This is a genomic window from Pseudomonas sp. MF4836 (assembly GCF_002018875.1).
Taxonomy (GTDB): domain Bacteria; phylum Pseudomonadota; class Gammaproteobacteria; order Pseudomonadales; family Pseudomonadaceae; genus Aquipseudomonas.
In genome coordinates this window covers 230091-246244 of the sequence record NZ_MVOL01000008.1, presented here as the reverse complement: position 1 = coordinate 246244, position 16154 = coordinate 230091, and the positions used below count along the sequence as shown (strand labels likewise).

Genomic DNA, 16154 nt, shown 5'->3' with positions numbered 1-16154 from the left:
TTTTCAGGTTTTTTTATCGCAATCGAAAAAGCCCCGGGACAGGGCTCAATAAATCAGGCTGACACCGGCCAGGTCAAAGCGCTGCACCTGCAATTCCCGAGTCAGGGTGGACAGGGCCGTGTCCAGCATATCCAGGCGGAACACGCCACTGACCTGGCGCTCGGCCAACTCGCTGCTGGTCAGCACCACGCGCCCCGGGCGATAGCGGTTGAGCTGCTCGACCACATTGGCCAGGGGCAGGCGATCAAACACCAGCACCCCACGGCGCCAACTGGTGGCGCGCTGCAGGTCGAAGTCCTGCAGCGCGACCACGCCGGTCTGCGGGTTGTAGCGCGCGCTTTGCCCTTCTTCCAGGACCCGTTTGCCCGGCCCCTGCTGCGCCGGGGATTGCAGGCTGACAGCGACACTGTGCTGCAGCACGCCGACCCAGGCCTGCTGGCTGCTTTCACGCCCGACCACAAACCGGGTGCCCAGTGCGCGGGTCTGGCCGCCCGCGCTTTCCACCACAAAAGGGCGGGTTTCCCCGGGGCCCATGGGCGCCACATCGAACACCGCCGAACCTGCCAGCAGCCGTACCTGGCGCTGCTGATCGGTGAAATCGAGGCTGATGGCGCTGCCTGAATCAAGCTCCACCTGACTGCCGTCGGCCAGTTGCACCGTACGCACCTCACCCTTGGCGGTCAGGTAATCGGACTGCATGCGCAACAGGGCTTGCGGCCCCTGCCACCAGCCGATGCAGACCGCCAGGGTCAGCGCCGCCGCACTGGCTGCCAGGCGCCCAGCGCGTCGCCGGCGTGCTGCAGGTCGTGCGGGCTCGGCGGCAGGCGCCGAGGCCCGGCGTGCCGGCGTCAGCCGGGCACTGTCCGGTTCCAGGTGCAGTTCGCCCAGGGCCGCCCAGGTCTGCTCGGCAAAACGCAAGGCCGGGCCATGCCGGCTATCGCGGGCCTGCCATTGCTCAAGCTCGACCTGCTCGGCCGCACTCAAGTGACCGGCGTGCAAACGCACCGCCCAGTCGGCGGCCGCCTCAGTGATACTGCGCTCTTGCGGACCCTGGCTATTCACGTGTGAATCTCGATTTCTCGTTATATATAAGCAGTGACGTCTAACCCCGACATTTACCGTAATTCATTCGTCGGCGGGCCGCTCATCGGTGCCTTGCAGGCGTTGCATGACATAGGCCAACGCCCGGGAAAGATGCTTTTGCACCGAACTGTCGGAAATGTTCAAGTGCCGGGCCACCTCGGCATGGGTCATGCCCTCGATCCGGTTCAGGCGAAAAATCTCCTGGGTCCGTTGTGGCAGTTCAGCCATCGCCTGCTTCAATGCCATCCGCTGTTGCTGCGCCATCGCCTGCGCCTCCAACCCGGCCAGTTCATCTTCGATTTCAGCCAGCGCTTCATGGGACACGGTGTCAGTCTTGCGCCGCGCCTCCTGACGAACATGGTCGATCAGCAGATTCCTGGCCGTTCGGTAGAGATACCCCTGTGAATTGTCGATGCGTTCGCCACGGGTCTGCTCGGCCAGGCGCAGGAAACTCTCCTGCACCAGGTCGGCAGCCAACTGCGGGTCCCGTACCTTGCGCGCCAGATACCCACGCAAGGTAGCGGCATGCTTGAGAAACAGGCCCTTGAGATCCACGTCCGACAAACCGACTCCCTGGAACTTGAAGGAAATTGGCGGGCATCTTACGGCTTGTCGAGAATCATTTTCAATTGATATCAGCACCCATCTACCACCGCACGGGTGCAACAACCTCGGTAAGGCATCAGGGCGCGCCGCAGCCCACCCTGCACGAACGGCCGACTGTTTTTCCGTTGAAACGGGTTGCCCGGGCCTTGCCCTCGCCGCCCTGACGTCCAGCGCGCGCCGCTACCAGCACTACGGCCAGCAAGTGCTCAGCCATTCCGGCGACTCGGGTTTGTAGCTCAGGGCACGGGAAGTTGTTCGATAAACGAACACTTAATGCCGCGTGGCCTCCTCCGTCGACACCCTGCAATTGACCTAATTAACCAGTTAGTACAATTTATCCGCACAAGCGGGCCTCGCACGCCACGCCAACAATAACAACGGAGATTCACCCCCTATGCCCCCTATCGTCCTGGTGCTCAACGGCCCCAACCTGAACCTGCTCGGCACCCGCGAACCCGCGACCTACGGCCATGAAACCCTGGCGGATATTTCTGCCCTGTGCGGCCGCGCCGCCGAAGAGTTCGGGCTGGCGGTGGAGTTTCGCCAGACCAACCACGAAGGTGAACTGCTGGACTGGATTCATGCCGCCCGTGGCCGCTGCGCCGGCATCGTGATCAACCCCGCCGCCTGGACCCACACCTCGGTGGCCATCCGCGATGCGCTGGTGGCCAGTGAATTGCCGGTGATCGAAGTGCACCTGTCCAACGTCCATGCCCGCGAGCCGTTCCGTCACCATTCGTTCGTGTCCTCGATCGCCCAGGCGGTGATGTGCGGTTTCGGCAGCAATGGTTATCGACTGGCACTGGAACATTTCAGCCAGCGTTTGAAGGGGTGAATCGCATGAGCAAAACCAACGCTATTCTCGCCGGCCTGATCGGCGCCGGCATCCAGGCCTCGCGCACCCCGGCCCTGCACGAACATGAGGGCGATGCCCAGGGCCTGCGGTACCTGTACCGCCTGATCGACCTCGACCCGTTGCAACTCGACAGCAGCGCGCTGGCCGACTTGCTGCTGGCCGCCGAACGCATGAGTTTCACCGGCCTCAACGTGACCTTCCCCTGCAAGCAAAGCATCATCCCGCTGCTCGATGAGCTGTCCCCCGAAGCCCGTGGCATCGGCGCGGTGAACACCGTGGTGCTCAAGGACGGCAAGCGCATCGGCCACAACACCGACTGCCTGGGTTTTGCCGAAGGCTTCCGTCGCGGCCTGCAGGGTGTGGCCCTGGACCAGGTGGTGCAGATGGGGGCTGGCGGGGCCGGTGCGGCGGTGGCCCATGCCCTGCTTAGCGAGGGTGTGCAGCTGCTGAGTATTTTCGATGTGGAAGCGAGCCGTGCCCAGGCCCTGGCCGACAACCTGAACCAGCACTTCGGTGCCGGTCGCGCCAAGGCCGGTGTCGACCTGAGCAGCACCCTCGCAAGCGCCTCGGGCCTGGTCAACACCACGCCGATGGGCATGGCCAAGCTGCCGGGCATGCCGGTGCCGGCCGCCTTGCTGCGGCCTGCGCTGTGGGTCGCGGAAATCGTCTACTTCCCGCTGGAAACCGAACTGTTGCGCAACGCCCGGGCCCTGGGCTGCCGGACCCTGGACGGCGGCAACATGGCGGTGTTCCAGGCGGTGAAGGCCTTTGAACTGTTCAGCGGCGTGACCCCGGACGCCCAGCGCATGCTGGCGCATTTCCAGAGCATGAACGGCTGAGTCTATAGCCGCGCCCAGAACAGATGCCGCGACGCCCCTGGAGAAACGCAGTACTGCAAATGGCCAGCGCAGCCTGGCGGCAGCGGCTACAGATGGCCCATGGAGCGCCGGCTTATTCGGGTTTGAGTTGCAAGCGCGAGAGCAAGGCCACCAGCAGGATGTTGAACAGGATCATCAGCACGCTGCTGAAGATGCCGATCACGCTGATCAGGGCGCTGGGCATCCAGTCGAACAGGCTGGTGCTCAGCAGGCCGAGCAAGCGTTCGGCGAGCCAGAACGAGTCGACCACAATCATCAGGATCAGGATGACTTTCAGGGTTGGGACGGGATTGCCCATGATGCATTCCTTGGCGTTGAGGGAGGGAAGCGCGGAGCTTAGCTGAACCGCCAGAGGTTGTATCCGACCTGCCCGCCCCATGACGTAAAAAGCCCGCCGCCTGCGGTCACACGCAGGGGCGGGCTTTTTTGTCGACGCTCGAGGGACCGCTTCAGGCCTGCAGGTAGCGCAGCACCGATTCGCAGATCATTTCCCGGTGGCGTTGCTTGATGCTTTCGTCCGGCAGGTCGATCTGGAAGATCTCGCCAAAGGTATGCCGGTTGGACACCCGGTAGAAACAGAACGAACTGATCAGCAAATGCACGTCCAGCGGGTCCAGCCCACTGCGGAATACCCCCGCCTCGAGGCCGCGTGTGAGGATCTCGCCCAGGGCATGAAGGATGGTGTTGTTCATCGCCTTGATCGCGCTGGACTGCTTGACGTACTCGGCGTTGTGGATGTTTTCGATGCTGACGATACGCACGAAATCGACATTGCGATCATGGTGATCGAAGGTGAATTCCACCAGGCGCCGGATCGCTTCACGCGGTTCCAGCTCCGCCAGGTGCAGGCGGCTCTCGGTACTGCGGATATCACCGTAGAGCTTTTCCAGGACCTCGACGTAGAGCTGTTCCTTACTGCCGAAGTAGTAATAGATCATGCGCTTGGAGGTATGGATGCGCTCGGCGATGGCATCCACGCGGGCGCCGGAAAGGCCCTGCTGCACGAACTCGACAATGGCTTCTTGAAGGATGTTCTCGCGGGTCTTTTCCGGGTTGTTCTTGCGACTCTTGCGCGGCTCCACCAGCGGTTGCTCGGGGGCTACGGAGAGTTCTGGGGTCATTGTCATTCTGGGCTCACGGCCAACGCTGCACACGCGGGCGATTATGGGCCGCGTGTGCCAGCGAAAGAAAGCACCGGGGCGGCCTGGACCGCCCCGCGTTACCAAACTCCTACAACTTGGCCTGGCGTACCGCACCGCTGCGCGACTTGGCCATGGCCGCCAGGCGTACCGCGACGTTCGCCGCGCCGTATCCGACGTAGCCATTCTTGCGCTGGATGACCTCGAAGAAGAACCGCCCTTCGAACGGCTCGGTGTACACGTGGAACAGCTCGCCGCCCTGGGCATCGCGGTCGTAGAGCACGTTGTAATAGGCCAGCTCGCTGAGGAACTCATCGTCGAAATCGAAGCGCGCCGCCAGGTCGTCGTAGTAGTTGAGGGGGATGTCCAGCAACGGCACCCCAGCCTCTTTGGCGCGGCTGACTTCGGCGAAGATATCCGCACAATCGAAGGCGATGTGGTGCACACCGGACCCCCGATAGCTCGACAGCGCGTGAGAGATGGCAGTGTTGCGGTTTTCCGAGATATTGAGCGGCAGGCGGATCGAGCTGCAGCGGCTGCGCAAGGCGCGGCTTTTCACCAGGCCGTAAGGGTCGGGCAACACCACCTCGTCGTCGGCGGCAAAATCCAGCAGGCTCTTGTAGAACAGCACCCAGCTGTCGAGGGTGTCGGCCGGCAGCGCCATGGCCATGTGGTCGATGCGCTGCAAGCCGCCCTTGGCGACCACACCGGGCAGCATGTTGAAGTCGGTGTCGTACAGGTGCTGGCCGCCGTTTTCCTGGTCCACCAGGTAGATCAGGCTGCCATCGGGCTCGCGCACGGCGGCCAGTTCCAGCTCGTTCGGCCCGACCAGCCCACGATAAGGCTGGCCTTTATAGGCCACCGCCCGCTCCAGCGCCTTGGCGCTGTCCTTGACCCGGATCGCCGTGGCACAGACCGAAGGCCCGTGGGCCTCGAAGAAACTGTGGGCGAAGGAGTAAGGCTCGGAATTGAGGATCAGGTTGATATCGCCCTGGCGCAGCAGACTGACGCTTTTCGAGCGATGCTGGCCGGCCTTGGCAAAACCCAGGCGTTCCAGCCAGCCACTGAGCTTGGCGCCCAGGGCTTCGTCCACGGCGAATTCGAGAAACTCGGTGCCGCCGTACTCGCTGGCCGGCGGCGGTGCGAACAGCTGGTCGAGGTTGGCCACCGGTTGCCCTTCCTGCAGCAGGCGGTCGCGGGTTTTCTCTTCCAGGTACAGCAGCGAGCGCAGGCCGTCGGCGGCGTTGGCCCGTGGCGGTGCGGCACGAAAGCCGTCGTTGAAGATTTCCAGGGACAAGGGGCCGGTGTAGCCGCTCTTGATGATCGGCGCGAGAAAGCCCGGCAGATCGAATTCGCCCTGCCCCGGGAAGCAGCGGAAATGCCGGCTCCACTCCAGCACGTCCATGGCCAGGATCGGCGCATCGGCCATTTGCACGAAGAAGATCTTGTCCCCGGGGATCTGCGCAATCGCCGCCGGGTCGCCCTTGAGCGACAGGGTATGGAAGCTGTCCAGCAACACCCCGAGGCTTGGGTGGTCGGCCTGGCGCACGATGTCCCAGACCTGTTGATACGTATTGACGTGACGGCCCCAGGCCAGCGCCTCGTAACCGATACGCAAGCCCCGGGCTCCGGCGCGCTCGGCCAGCAGGTGCAGGTCGTCGATCAGGATCTGTTGCTCGCCGACGCTGTCGGCCGAGGCGTTGCTGCAGACCAGCACCAGGTCGGTGCCCAACTCCTGCATCAGGTCGAATTTGCGTTCCGCGCGCTCCAGGTTGCGCGCCAGCCGGTCGCGGCGGCAGCCTTCAAAGTCACGGAAGGGTTGAAACAGGGTGATGGCAATGCCCAGGTCGGCGCACATCTGTTTGATTTCGCGCGGGCTGCCGTCGTAGTACAAAAGATCGTTTTCGAAGATCTCCACCCCGTCAAAACCGGCGGCGGCAATGGCTTCGAGTTTTTCCGGCAGGGTACCGCTCAAGGATACGGTGGCAATGGAACGCTGCATGTTTCAACTCCCGGTGATGACTGCTCTATAGCCGCACAGGCGGCGATCGGTACCGGCCGCAGCGGGCCTGGCGGGCGCGGTGCAGGCCATCTGCTCGGCCGCATCGCTCATCAGGCAGCCCTTGCGCGCTACGCGTACGATCACGACGTACGGCGGCTCCACGAGGTCCGCGTCTTTTATTAGGTGAGCGAATTATTCAGCGAGCCCATCTATACAGCAATTCAAAGTGTACGAACCAGTTAGTTTTTAGGGCGATTATCGAACACAATGGCCATTGGTGAATTGACGATTTTTCGTCCACTGCGCACCATCCACCCCACATTGAGTCGGCAGCAAACCCCCGGCCTCAATCACCCTAGACCCAGAACACACCATAAAAATTTCAAAAATCGGGTAGACCCTCATGCTTGCACTCAACGCCCCGCTTTCCTGCTTTTCCCTCCGATTCTCGCCTGGCCCAGACGCTATTGGCACTCTGCATACGGACGCTCTACAACCCCTGGGCTGAATCGTACCCAGCGGATCAGACCGCTTTCGCCCCCTTCCCCCCCGGGAGCCGACGAAAGCCTTCAGCCGATCAATCTTCGAGTTCACCTGCGGCCGGCCCGCACTCCTGAATTGATCAAGCGACCTTGAGTCCCGACGAGTCGACGCTCGTCAGTCATTGAACGGATGGCCAACATGATTCCTTCGCAAAGCTCTTCCATGGCCTCGCGCCTCGGGGCCGCCAACGGCGGTATAGGCGACAAGATCCGCGGCGCCATGGCGGTCGGCAAGACCCGCTGGGGCATGCTCGCACTGGTGTTTTTCGCCACCACCCTGAACTACATCGACCGCGCCGCACTGGGCGTGATGCAGCCGATCCTGGCCAAGGAGATGAGCTGGACGGCGATGGACTACGCCAACATCAACTTCTGGTTCCAGGTCGGTTACGCCATCGGCTTCGTGCTGCAGGGACGCCTGATCGACCGTATCGGCGTCAAGCGCGTGTTCTTCTGCGCCGTGCTGCTGTGGAGCCTGGCCACCGGCGCCCACGGCCTGGCCACCTCGGCCCTGGGCTTTATGGTCTGCCGCTTTATCCTCGGGCTGACCGAGGCCGCCAACTACCCGGCCTGCGTGAAAACCACGCGCCTGTGGTTCCCGGCCGGCGAACGCGCCGTGGCCACCGGCATCTTCAACGCCGGGACCAACGTCGGCGCCATGTTCACCCCGATGTTGCTGCCGTTGATCCTGCACGTCTGGGGCTGGCAGGCAGCGTTCCTGTGCATGGCTGCACTGGGCGGGATCTGGCTGCTGTTCTGGGGCCTGAAGTACTACAACCCGGAAGATCACCCGACGGTGAAACAGGCTGAACTGGAGTACATCCAGAAAGAAGTCGAACCCGAGCAAACCCGCGTGCCCTTCTCGCGCATCCTGCGCATGCGTGGCACCTGGGCCTTCGCCCTGGCCTACTCGATCACCGCGCCGGTGTTCTGGTTCTACCTGTACTGGCTGCCGCCGTTCCTCAACCAGCAATACAACCTGGGCATCAGCGTGACCCAGATGGGTATCCCGCTGATCATCATCTACCTGACCGCCGACTTCGGCAGTGTCGGCGGCGGCATTCTCTCGTCATTCCTGATCGGCCGCGGGATCAACCCGATCAAGGCTCGGCTGATGTCGATGTTCCTGTTCGCCTGCTGCATCATCGGCGTGATCATGGCGGCCGGCACGGCCAACCTGTGGCTGGCGGTCTTCGCCATCTCCCTGGGCATCGGTGCCCACCAGGCCTGGACCGCCAACATCTGGAGCCTGGTGATGGACTACACGCCCAAGCACATGATGAGTACGGTGTTCGGTTTCGGCGGCATGTGCGCTGCGGTCGGCGGCATGTTCATGACCCAGCTGGTGGGCCATATCCTGACCGTGACCAACAACAACTACACCGTGCTGTTCACCCTGATCCCGGCGATGTACTTCATTGCCCTGATCTGGCTGTACTTCATGGCCCCGCGCAAAATTCCGAAAATCGAAGACTGACGCTCCCTTCGCGCAGGCCCGGTTCCACGGGCCTGCGCTTTTTTTCTCGACGCCCTCTTATTTTTTTCTTCCCGCTACGCAGGCCCTCCCATGCCCCTGGTTAACCTGAGCATCGCCCAACGTGCCGTGATCAGCTTTGGCGTCATCGCCTTGCTGGTTTTGCTCCAGGGCCTGTTCGCCCTGAAACAGATGGCCGAAGTCCGCGCCACCGGCCAGCACACGGAAACCGTGTCCCTGCCCAGCACCCGCTACCTGGGAGAAATCCGCGACTACGTCCTGAGCATCCGCGTGCTCAGCCTGCGCATGGCCCTCAACCGCGACCCCAAGGTGCTGGAGCCCACCATCGCCCGCCTGCATCAGGTTGAAGGTTGGCTGGACCAGGCCCTGGAAAAATTCGCACCGCTGGTGGGTGACTACAACCGGCAGCAGTACCAACAGTTCGTGGCCACCGTGAGCACTTACCGCCAGGCCCTGGACCAGTACGAGGCGCTGTCCCAGGCCAACCGCAGCGTGGAAATGAACGCGCTGCTCAACGGCCAGATCCAGGATTACTCGACCCGCACCGGCGACCAGTTCGCCGAGTTGATGAACCTGACCGCCGCCGAAGTCAGCCAGTCGGCGCAGCATGCCGACACCTTGTACAACCAGGTCAAATTCACCGTGATCGGCGCCCTGCTCGCTGTCGCCCTGCTGACCCTGGCCCTGGCCTGGCTATTGACCCGCAGTATCGTCGGGCCGATCCGCCAGGCGGTGGGCGTGGCTGAGCAAGTGGCGGCCGGCGACCTGAGCCAGACCATCGAGAGCCGCGGCAAAGACGAAACCGCGCGCCTGTTGCGAGCCCTGGCCAGCATGCAGGGCAGCCTGCGCGACACCTTGCAATCCATCAGCGGCACCTCGACCCAACTGACCGCCGCCGCGCAGCAGATGAGCCACAGCACCCTTGAGGATTCCAGCCGCCTGCAACGCCAGCACAATGAGATCGAACAGGCGGCGACGGCGGTCAACGAGATGACCAGCGCCGTTGAAGAGGTGGCGCGCAATGCCGTGTCGACATCCGACACCACGCGCCTGTCCAGTGATGAGGCCACTCAGGGCCGGGCACGGGTGAACCAGACCCTGGACTCGATCCAGGCCATGAGCGGCGACGTCGGCAATGCCCTGCAACAGGTGCAGACCCTGGCCGAGCAATCCCGGGAGATCGGCAAGGTGCTGGACGTGATCCGCGCGATTGCCGAGCAGACCAACCTGCTGGCCTTGAATGCCGCTATCGAAGCGGCGCGGGCCGGGGAAGCCGGACGCGGGTTTGCCGTGGTCGCCGATGAAGTGCGAGCCCTGGCCCACCGCACCCAGCAATCGACGCAGGAGATCGAGCAGATGATTGCCCGGGTCCAGGGCGATACCGACGGCGTGCTGCATTCGATGCAGGGCAACAGTCAGCGCGTGGCCCAGACCTTGTCCTTGGCCGAACAGGCTGGGCTGGCGCTGGCGCAGATCACCCGGGCCATGGAGCAGATCCACGAGCGCAATCTGGTGATCGCCAGCGCCTCGGAAGAACAGGCCCAGGTCGCCCGCGAAGTGGATCGCAACCTGCTGAACATTCGCGACCTGTCACTGGAAAGCGCCGACGCCTCGACCCGCACCAACGCCACCAGCCAGGAGCTTGCGCAGCTGGCCACCGGGTTGCAGAACCTGGTGCTGCGCTTTCGCTTCTAGGCCGGCTCAGCGACGCCGTTGTTGCCAGGCCGCGGCCAGGCCGCTGAGGCAAATCACCGCGATGCCGACCTGGGTGATCAGGTCCGGCGTGTGGCTGAACAGCAACCAGCCCAGCAGCCCGGCAAACACGATCTGGCAGTAACCGAACGGCGCCAGCAAGGCCGGCGCCGCCAGACGAAAGGCCTGGGTCAGGAACAGGTGGGCGGTCATGCCGCAGGTCCCGAGCGCCAGCATCAAGATGCCGTGGGTCAGAGTCGGCACTTGCCAGAAAAACGGCACCAGCGCGCTCATCACCAGGGTGTTGCACAGCCCGGCAAAAAAATTGCTGGTGGTCGGGCTGTCGTACTCCGCGAGTTTGCGGGTCAGCAGTTGGTAAAAGCAGAAACACAGGGCCGAGCAAAACGGCAGCAGCACCGCCGGGGTAAACAGCTCGCCACCGGGGTGGATGATGATAATGACCCCGATAAAACCGCAGATCACCGCCAGCCACTGCCCCCGGGAAACATGCTCGCCCAGCAGCGGCACCGACAAGGCCGTGACCAGCACCGGAGCCAGGAAGTTGACCGCCGTGGCTTCCGCCAGGGGAATGAACAATAACGCCGAGGTGAACAGCAGGCTGGTGCCCAGCAGGCACAGGGCCCGCGCCAGTTGCCACAGCGGGCGCTTGGTGCGCAGTACCCGCAGGCCCGATTGCGGCAGGAAGATCCCGGCCATCAGCAGCGTGTGCACCAAGTACCGGGCCCAGACCACCATGATGATCGGGTAGAAACCGGAGAGGTATTTGGACAACGCGTCGTGACTGGAAAACAGGAAGGTCGCGAGGACAACCAGCAGGATGCCTTTCAAAGGCTGGTTGACACCGGAAAGGGGTGTGCTGATGGTCATTGGAGGTCCTTGTTTTAATCCTGGTTCAGGCCGTATCGCCGCCAATCCGGCTCCTGCAAGGTCACGACATCTTGTAGGAACCCGCTGTCCGGCGATAGGTTCATCTGCCGCTCTAGATCCTCGCCAACAGCGCCCGGGTCTTGTCCAGGGCCATTTGCGCCCGTTGCAAGGCACTCACGCCCTGCTCCATCAAGCGCACAGCCGGGATCTCCAGGCTCAGTGGCAAGCCGGCCGGCAGACAATGCAAGAGCCCCGCCAAGTCGCAGTCGCCATCACCGGGGAAACGCCGCTCATTGCGCGCCTGGCGCAGGATCTCTTGCATATCGTCCGGCCGCGGGCCCGCCACATCGCACAGCTGGGCATAGCGCAGCCGTGCCGGCGCGACCTTGGCCAGGTCATCGAGGGACGATGCCGAGCGATCAAAATGAAAGGCATCCACCAGCACGCAGCCGTTGGCGCGCCCGGCATTCTCCACCACCCGCACCGCCTGTTCGAGGTTGCGTGCATCGGTCCAGGGCATGAATTCCAGATGGGGGTGCAAGCCGTAGGGCCCGGCCAGGTCGCAGAGCGCGGCGAAGTTGTCGGTCAGGCGCGCCTCATCGGGATCGTTGCCGGCCAGCAGCAATTCGCTGGCACCGAACTCGGCACCCACCGCGAGGGTCGCTTCGAAGTCGGCGACCCGGGTCTCGGGCTTGAGCCGCAGGATTTCCACATCCAGCACGCCGATCCCGGTATCGCGCAGGCGCGCCAGGGTCTGGCGGCGCAAGTCGGCGTCGGCCACCAGCGGGAAATGATGTTCTTCCGGGGTGGCCGGCACCAGACGCAGGCCGACGTGACTGTAGCCGGCGCGGGCCGCGACCTCGACCATTTGCGGCGGCGACAGCTCGAGCACGGTGAGGCTGGCCAGGGAAAAGATTCGTGGGGTCATGGGCTTCACTCAATCAGCGCCGGGGCACAGGCCCGGCCGGTTTCGGCGGCTTCGCGGATCGCCTCGATCAGAGCCAGGGTGCGCGCGGCATCGGCGACGCTGACCAGGGGCTCGACTTCACGCCGTGCGACTTTGACGAAATGCTGCAATTGCAGGCGCAAGGCCTCATCTTCACTGAAGCTTTCCTGCACCACCTGCAACGCTTGATGCCAGCCGCCGCTGCTCTCGGCGTATTGCCAGCGCTTGAGCTGCGGGATGCTCAGGGCGCCGCCGGTGCCGGCCAGCAGGTAGCAGGGCTGATCGGCCTGGCGCGGGTACACCGGGTTCTCGCCGGAATCCAGTTCCCAGCTCCAGGGCGCCGCCACCGCGTCGGAACCGGTCAGGCTGCCCAGGGCACCATTGTCGAATTGCAGCAGCACGGCCGCGCAATCCTCATTGGCAAAACCGCGTACGGCGTTGCTGGTCATCGCCTGAACCTGGCGCACTTCGCCACACAGGTGACGCAGCAGGTCCAGGTCGTGGATCAGGTTGGTCAGCAACATCCCGGCCCCGGCTTCACGACGCCAGGGGATCTCGAAATAGCTGTCGGGTTTACGCAATTGCCACAGCGCGGTGACCGTGGTCAGCCGCCCGAGGGCGCCGCCGTGCACCAATTCATGGGCCCGCACGATCAGTGGATTGTGCCGGCGATGATGCCCCACCAGCACCGGCACTCCGCTGGTAGTGGAGGCCGCCACCAACTGGCGCACTTCATCCATCTGCACACCCACCGGTTTCTCCAGCAGCACCGGCACGCCGGCAGCCAGGCAATCGAGGGCGGTGCTGACATGCAGGTTGTTGGGGTTGGCGACAATCACCCCGTCGGGCCGGGACTCGGCCAGCATCTGCCGGTGGTCGGCGTAATGCGGCACCTGCCATTGCGCAGCGACTTCGGCCGCCTGGGGACCAGGGTCGGCCACTGCGCAAAGCCGGGCTTCGGCAAGCGTCTTGAAGTGGTGGTAATGCTGCTGGCCCATGTTGCCGGCGCCGATCAGGGCGATACGCAGTGGCGAACTCAATGCGCGATCCTCTTGTGATTGTTATCGGGAAGCTCAATTCAAATTATTTAGAACTCAGTTCCACTTTCACACAAGCGCAAAACAAAATACTGTCCGATCAGCGCACAACTTTCCAAACCCATTACAAGCAAGCCGTGCTGCAAACCCCTAGCCGCTGCCGAGGTACGAGGCTGCACTGGCCGGTGCGGACGCCGTGGTGGCGTCAGATGTATGAGTGTCGAGGCGCAGGGCCAGCGCAGCCTGGCGGCAGCGGCTACAGGGCGAGGCTGTTGTCAGTTGAAGAGTTCGGAGGCTTGGCTTGCGGCGCTGAGTTCGGCGGCGAAGCTCAGCAGCAGCGGCGCCAGTTCGTGCAGGCGGGCCAGGGGCAGGCGGGCGCTGGGGCCGGCGATGCTGAGGACCCCCACCACTCGTTGGTCCATCGGATGACGCACCACCGCGGCGATGGCCGAAGTGCCCACCGCCGAGCTTTCCTCGACCCAGGCATAGCCCTGCTCCCGCGCCAGGCGCAGGCGTTCGAGCAATTCAATGTTCGAGCGCGGCGCATTCGGCCCCAGCTCATCCGGCACCCCGGCGCCCTGGCGCTCCACCAGGGCCAGGGCCTCGGCGTCGCTCAGGCAGGCCAGCCAGGCATGCCCGGAAGCGGTGTAGAACAGCGGCGCCTCGCGCCCCATGTCCGGGTCGTAACGCAGGCCGGAACGAGCGCCCTGGGACTTGGCGATCCAGGTCTGGCGCTCGCCCTCGATCACCCCCAGGCGCACCAGTTCACCACTTTCCTGGGCCAGCCGGTCGAGCACCGGCTGCACGATATCGGCGCCACTGCTGGCCAGGTAGCGAAAGCCCATGGCCACCAGCTTGGTCGACAATTGATAGCGCAGGTTGTCCGGATTCTGCCGCACGTACCCCAGGCGAATCAGCTCCGCCAGCAGACGATGGGTGGCGCTTTTCGGGATCTCGAGTTGCTCGGCCAGGGCCTGCATCGGCACACCCCGGGGGTCACTGGTAAGACTTTCCAGAACGCTGAACACGCGTTCGATTTGACTGCCGGCCATGGTGGGGGTCCAGACGAAATTTGGCCGATTCTAGAGACAACCGGCGCAATGGGAAATACACCGCGGCATCGTTCGATAACCGCACAAAAAAAACATCGGCACGGCTCCACTCGCTCAGCGTGCCTTGCTGTGCGCTATTCGACTCCGTATATTTTTTGGAATCAAGTTCCAGAAAATAATAAATCCCCTGCTCCGGAGTTTTTTCGCCCATGTCTGCCGCACCCAGCCTGCATCACCCCGATATCGACTGCGATGTGCTGATTGTCGGCTCCGGCGCGGCCGGGCTTTCAACCGCCGTCACCGCCGCCTGGCACGGCTTGAAGGTGATAGTGGTGGAAAAGGACCCGGTGTTCGGCGGCGCCACGGCCTGGTCCGGCGGCTGGGCCTGGGTACCCTGCAACCCGCTGGCCCAGCGCGCGGGGATTATCGAAGACGTCGAGCTGCCGCGCACCTACCTCAAGCATGAACTGGGCGCGCGTTACCAACCGGCGCTGATCGATGCCTTTCTTGAAGCCGGTCCGCGCATGGTGGCGTTTTTCGAGCGCCACACCGCCCTGCAATTTGCCGACGGCAATGGGATTGCCGATATCCACGGTGACAGCCCCGGGGCCGGCACCGGTGGTCGCTCGGTAATCGCCGCGCCCTACGACGCACGCCAGGTCGGCAAGCTGCTCAAGCGCTTGCGCAGAACCCTGCGCGAAACCTCATTCATGGGCATGCCGATCATTGCCGGCGCCGACCTATCGGCCTTCCTCAACCTGACCCGTTCGCTGCCCGCCGCCTGGCACGTGACCCGGCGCTTCAGCCGCCACCTGCTGGACCTCGCCGTCCATGGCCGGGCCATGCAACTGGTAAACGGCGTAGCCCTGGTGGCGCGCCTGGCCAAGTCCGCCGAAGACCTGGGCGTGCTGCTCTGGGAGTCGGCGCCGGTGACCGAGTTGCTGCAGGACACCGGCGCCGTCACCGGTGCAGTGGTCAGCACCGCGCGCGGGCAGATCCGCATCAATGCGGCCAAGGCAGTAGTACTCGCCGCCGGAGGCTTCCCCAACGATATCGAACGCCGCAAGGCGCTGTTCCCGCGTACCCCCAGTGGCCACGAACACCTGGCCTTGCCGCCCCTCGGCGCCAGCGGCGATGGCCTGCGCCTGGGGGAAAGCGTGGGCGCCCAGGTCAACAGCGACATGGAGTCGCCGGTGGCCTGGGCCCCGGTGTCCGCCGTGCCGTACAAGGACGGCAGCGTCGGCCACTTCCCGCACATCATCGAGCGCGGCAAACCGGGGATCATCGGCGTGCTGAGCAATGGCCGGCGCTTCGTCAACGAAGCCGACGGTTACTACGATTACGTCCGGGCCATGGTCGCGGCGGCGCCGGAAGGCGAGGAAGTGGCGTCCTGGCTGATCTGCAGCCATGGCTTCCAGCGCCGCTACGGCCTGGGCATCTCCCGCCCCTTCCCGTTGCCGGTGGCGCCCTTTATCCACAGCGGCTACCTGAAAAGCGCCCCCACCATCGAAGCCCTGGCCCAGGCCTGCGGCATTGATGTGAACGGTTTGCGCGAGACCCTGTCGCACTACAACCGGCACGCGCATCAGGGCCAGGACCCGGAGTTCGGCCGCGGCTCGACCCCCTACAACCGCAAACAGGGCGACCCGCTGCACCAGCCCAACCCTTGCGTGGCGCCCATCGAGCACGGCCCGTTCTACGCGGTGAAGGTACAACCGGGCTGCTTCGGCACCTTTGCCGGGCTCAAGGTCAACCAGCACGCCCAGGTGCTCGACGGCCAAGGCCAGGCGATTGCCGGTTTGTACGCAGCGGGCACCGACATGGCCAGCATCATGGGCGGCCACTACCCCGCCGGCGGCATCAATCTCGGCCCGGCCCTGACGTTCGGCTACATTGCCGGACGCCACATCGCCGGGGCCATCGCTTACGAATAGGAGA

15 protein-coding genes and 1 pseudogene are annotated in these 16154 nt (G+C 64.0%); 6 read left to right on the top strand and 10 right to left on the bottom strand.

What is annotated here, in order from left to right:
- Positions 1–45: 45 nt before the first annotated feature.
- Positions 46–1062 (bottom strand): FecR family protein, encoded by a 1017-nt coding sequence (locus tag MF4836_RS20055; RefSeq protein WP_078471718.1) that lies wholly within the window; start codon positions 1060–1062, stop codon positions 46–48.
- 63 nt (positions 1063–1125) lie between these two features.
- Positions 1126–1647: an RNA polymerase sigma factor gene (locus MF4836_RS20050; protein ID WP_020296957.1), complete on the bottom strand. Its 522-nt coding sequence runs from the start codon at positions 1645–1647 to the stop codon at positions 1126–1128.
- Positions 1648–2083: 436 nt separating this feature from the next.
- Between MF4836_RS20050 and aroQ the strand changes: the two genes are divergently transcribed.
- Together aroQ and MF4836_RS20040 are read left to right on the top strand one after the other, a co-directional pair.
- Positions 2084–2524 carry a type II 3-dehydroquinate dehydratase gene (aroQ, locus tag MF4836_RS20045; protein ID WP_078471717.1) on the top strand — a complete coding sequence of 147 codons (441 nt, stop codon included), beginning with the start codon at positions 2084–2086 and terminating at the stop codon, positions 2522–2524.
- A gap of 5 nt (positions 2525–2529) precedes the next feature.
- Entirely contained in the window at positions 2530–3384 is an 855-nt protein-coding gene (locus MF4836_RS20040; RefSeq protein ID WP_078471716.1) for a shikimate dehydrogenase, read from the top strand.
- A gap of 112 nt (positions 3385–3496) precedes the next feature.
- On the opposite strand, the gene MF4836_RS20035 is transcribed toward MF4836_RS20040, so the two are convergent.
- The 4 genes from MF4836_RS20035 to MF4836_RS35395 all read right to left on the bottom strand — a co-directional run bounded on the left by MF4836_RS20035 (position 3497) and on the right by MF4836_RS35395 (position 6708).
- Positions 3497–3721, bottom strand: coding sequence for a hypothetical protein (locus tag MF4836_RS20035; protein ID WP_078471715.1), 225 nt, complete (start codon positions 3719–3721; stop codon positions 3497–3499).
- A 151-nt stretch (positions 3722–3872) separates the two neighbouring features.
- Positions 3873–4550, bottom strand: a complete 678-nt coding sequence (locus MF4836_RS20030) for a TetR/AcrR family transcriptional regulator (protein ID WP_078471714.1) — start codon at positions 4548–4550, stop codon at positions 3873–3875.
- A gap of 103 nt (positions 4551–4653) precedes the next feature.
- Positions 4654–6564: a 3-dehydroshikimate dehydratase QuiC gene (gene quiC / locus MF4836_RS20025; RefSeq protein WP_078471713.1), complete on the bottom strand. Its 1911-nt coding sequence runs from the start codon at positions 6562–6564 to the stop codon at positions 4654–4656.
- A gap of 3 nt (positions 6565–6567) precedes the next feature.
- Positions 6568–6708: a hypothetical protein gene (locus tag MF4836_RS35395; protein ID WP_161955753.1), complete on the bottom strand. Its 141-nt coding sequence runs from the start codon at positions 6706–6708 to the stop codon at positions 6568–6570.
- Positions 6709–7245: 537 nt separating this feature from the next.
- Between MF4836_RS35395 and MF4836_RS20020 the strand changes: the two genes are divergently transcribed.
- From MF4836_RS20020 to MF4836_RS36160, 3 genes and pseudogenes are all read left to right on the top strand, one after another.
- Positions 7246–8583 carry an MFS transporter gene (locus MF4836_RS20020; protein WP_078471824.1) on the top strand — a complete coding sequence of 446 codons (1338 nt, stop codon included), beginning with the start codon at positions 7246–7248 and terminating at the stop codon, positions 8581–8583.
- Between the two features lie 90 nt (positions 8584–8673).
- Positions 8674–9441: pseudogene (locus MF4836_RS36165) on the top strand (MCP four helix bundle domain-containing protein); the annotation flags it as partial.
- A complete protein-coding gene (locus MF4836_RS36160; RefSeq protein WP_421549033.1) occupies positions 9433–10296 on the top strand; it encodes a methyl-accepting chemotaxis protein in 864 nt (287 codons plus the stop codon). The pseudogene MF4836_RS36165 and the gene MF4836_RS36160, both read left to right, overlap by 9 nt.
- A gap of 6 nt (positions 10297–10302) precedes the next feature.
- On the opposite strand, the gene MF4836_RS20010 is transcribed toward MF4836_RS36160, so the two are convergent.
- The 4 genes from MF4836_RS20010 to MF4836_RS19995 form a co-directional block, all read right to left on the bottom strand.
- Complete coding sequence (locus tag MF4836_RS20010; protein WP_078471711.1) at positions 10303–11181, bottom strand: DMT family transporter; 879 nt, start codon at positions 11179–11181, stop codon at positions 10303–10305.
- Positions 11182–11293: 112 nt separating this feature from the next.
- Positions 11294–12109: a sugar phosphate isomerase/epimerase family protein gene (locus tag MF4836_RS20005; protein WP_078471710.1), complete on the bottom strand. Its 816-nt coding sequence runs from the start codon at positions 12107–12109 to the stop codon at positions 11294–11296.
- A gap of 5 nt (positions 12110–12114) precedes the next feature.
- On the bottom strand, positions 12115–13167 hold the full coding sequence (locus tag MF4836_RS20000; RefSeq protein WP_078471709.1) for a Gfo/Idh/MocA family protein: 1053 nt from the start codon (positions 13165–13167) through the stop codon (positions 12115–12117).
- A 272-nt stretch (positions 13168–13439) separates the two neighbouring features.
- A complete protein-coding gene (locus MF4836_RS19995; protein WP_078471708.1) occupies positions 13440–14216 on the bottom strand; it encodes an IclR family transcriptional regulator in 777 nt (258 codons plus the stop codon).
- Positions 14217–14425: 209 nt separating this feature from the next.
- On the opposite strand from MF4836_RS19995, the gene MF4836_RS19990 reads away from it, so the two are divergent.
- Positions 14426–16150: an FAD-dependent oxidoreductase gene (locus MF4836_RS19990; RefSeq protein ID WP_078471707.1), complete on the top strand. Its 1725-nt coding sequence runs from the start codon at positions 14426–14428 to the stop codon at positions 16148–16150.
- Positions 16151–16154: the final 4 nt, after the last annotated feature.

What these genes read in the sequence shown, in the direction of transcription:
- aroQ (WP_078471717.1), top strand. Translation starts at nt 2,084, where the DNA reads ATGCCCCCTATCGTCCTGGTGCTCAACGGCCCCAACCTGAACCTGCTC.
- MF4836_RS20040 (WP_078471716.1), top strand. Translation starts at nt 2,530, where the DNA reads ATGAGCAAAACCAACGCTATTCTCGCCGGCCTGATCGGCGCCGGCATC.
- MF4836_RS20035 (WP_078471715.1), bottom strand. Translation starts at nt 3,721, where the DNA reads ATGGGCAATCCCGTCCCAACCCTGAAAGTCATCCTGATCCTGATGATT.
- MF4836_RS20030 (WP_078471714.1), bottom strand. Translation starts at nt 4,550, where the DNA reads ATGACAATGACCCCAGAACTCTCCGTAGCCCCCGAGCAACCGCTGGTG.
- quiC (WP_078471713.1), bottom strand. Translation starts at nt 6,564, where the DNA reads ATGCAGCGTTCCATTGCCACCGTATCCTTGAGCGGTACCCTGCCGGAA.
- MF4836_RS20020 (WP_078471824.1), top strand. Translation starts at nt 7,246, where the DNA reads ATGATTCCTTCGCAAAGCTCTTCCATGGCCTCGCGCCTCGGGGCCGCC.
- MF4836_RS36160 (WP_421549033.1), top strand. Translation starts at nt 9,433, where the DNA reads ATGCAGGGCAGCCTGCGCGACACCTTGCAATCCATCAGCGGCACCTCG.
- MF4836_RS20010 (WP_078471711.1), bottom strand. Translation starts at nt 11,181, where the DNA reads ATGACCATCAGCACACCCCTTTCCGGTGTCAACCAGCCTTTGAAAGGC.
- MF4836_RS20005 (WP_078471710.1), bottom strand. Translation starts at nt 12,109, where the DNA reads ATGACCCCACGAATCTTTTCCCTGGCCAGCCTCACCGTGCTCGAGCTG.
- MF4836_RS19995 (WP_078471708.1), bottom strand. Translation starts at nt 14,216, where the DNA reads ATGGCCGGCAGTCAAATCGAACGCGTGTTCAGCGTTCTGGAAAGTCTT.
- MF4836_RS19990 (WP_078471707.1), top strand. Translation starts at nt 14,426, where the DNA reads ATGTCTGCCGCACCCAGCCTGCATCACCCCGATATCGACTGCGATGTG.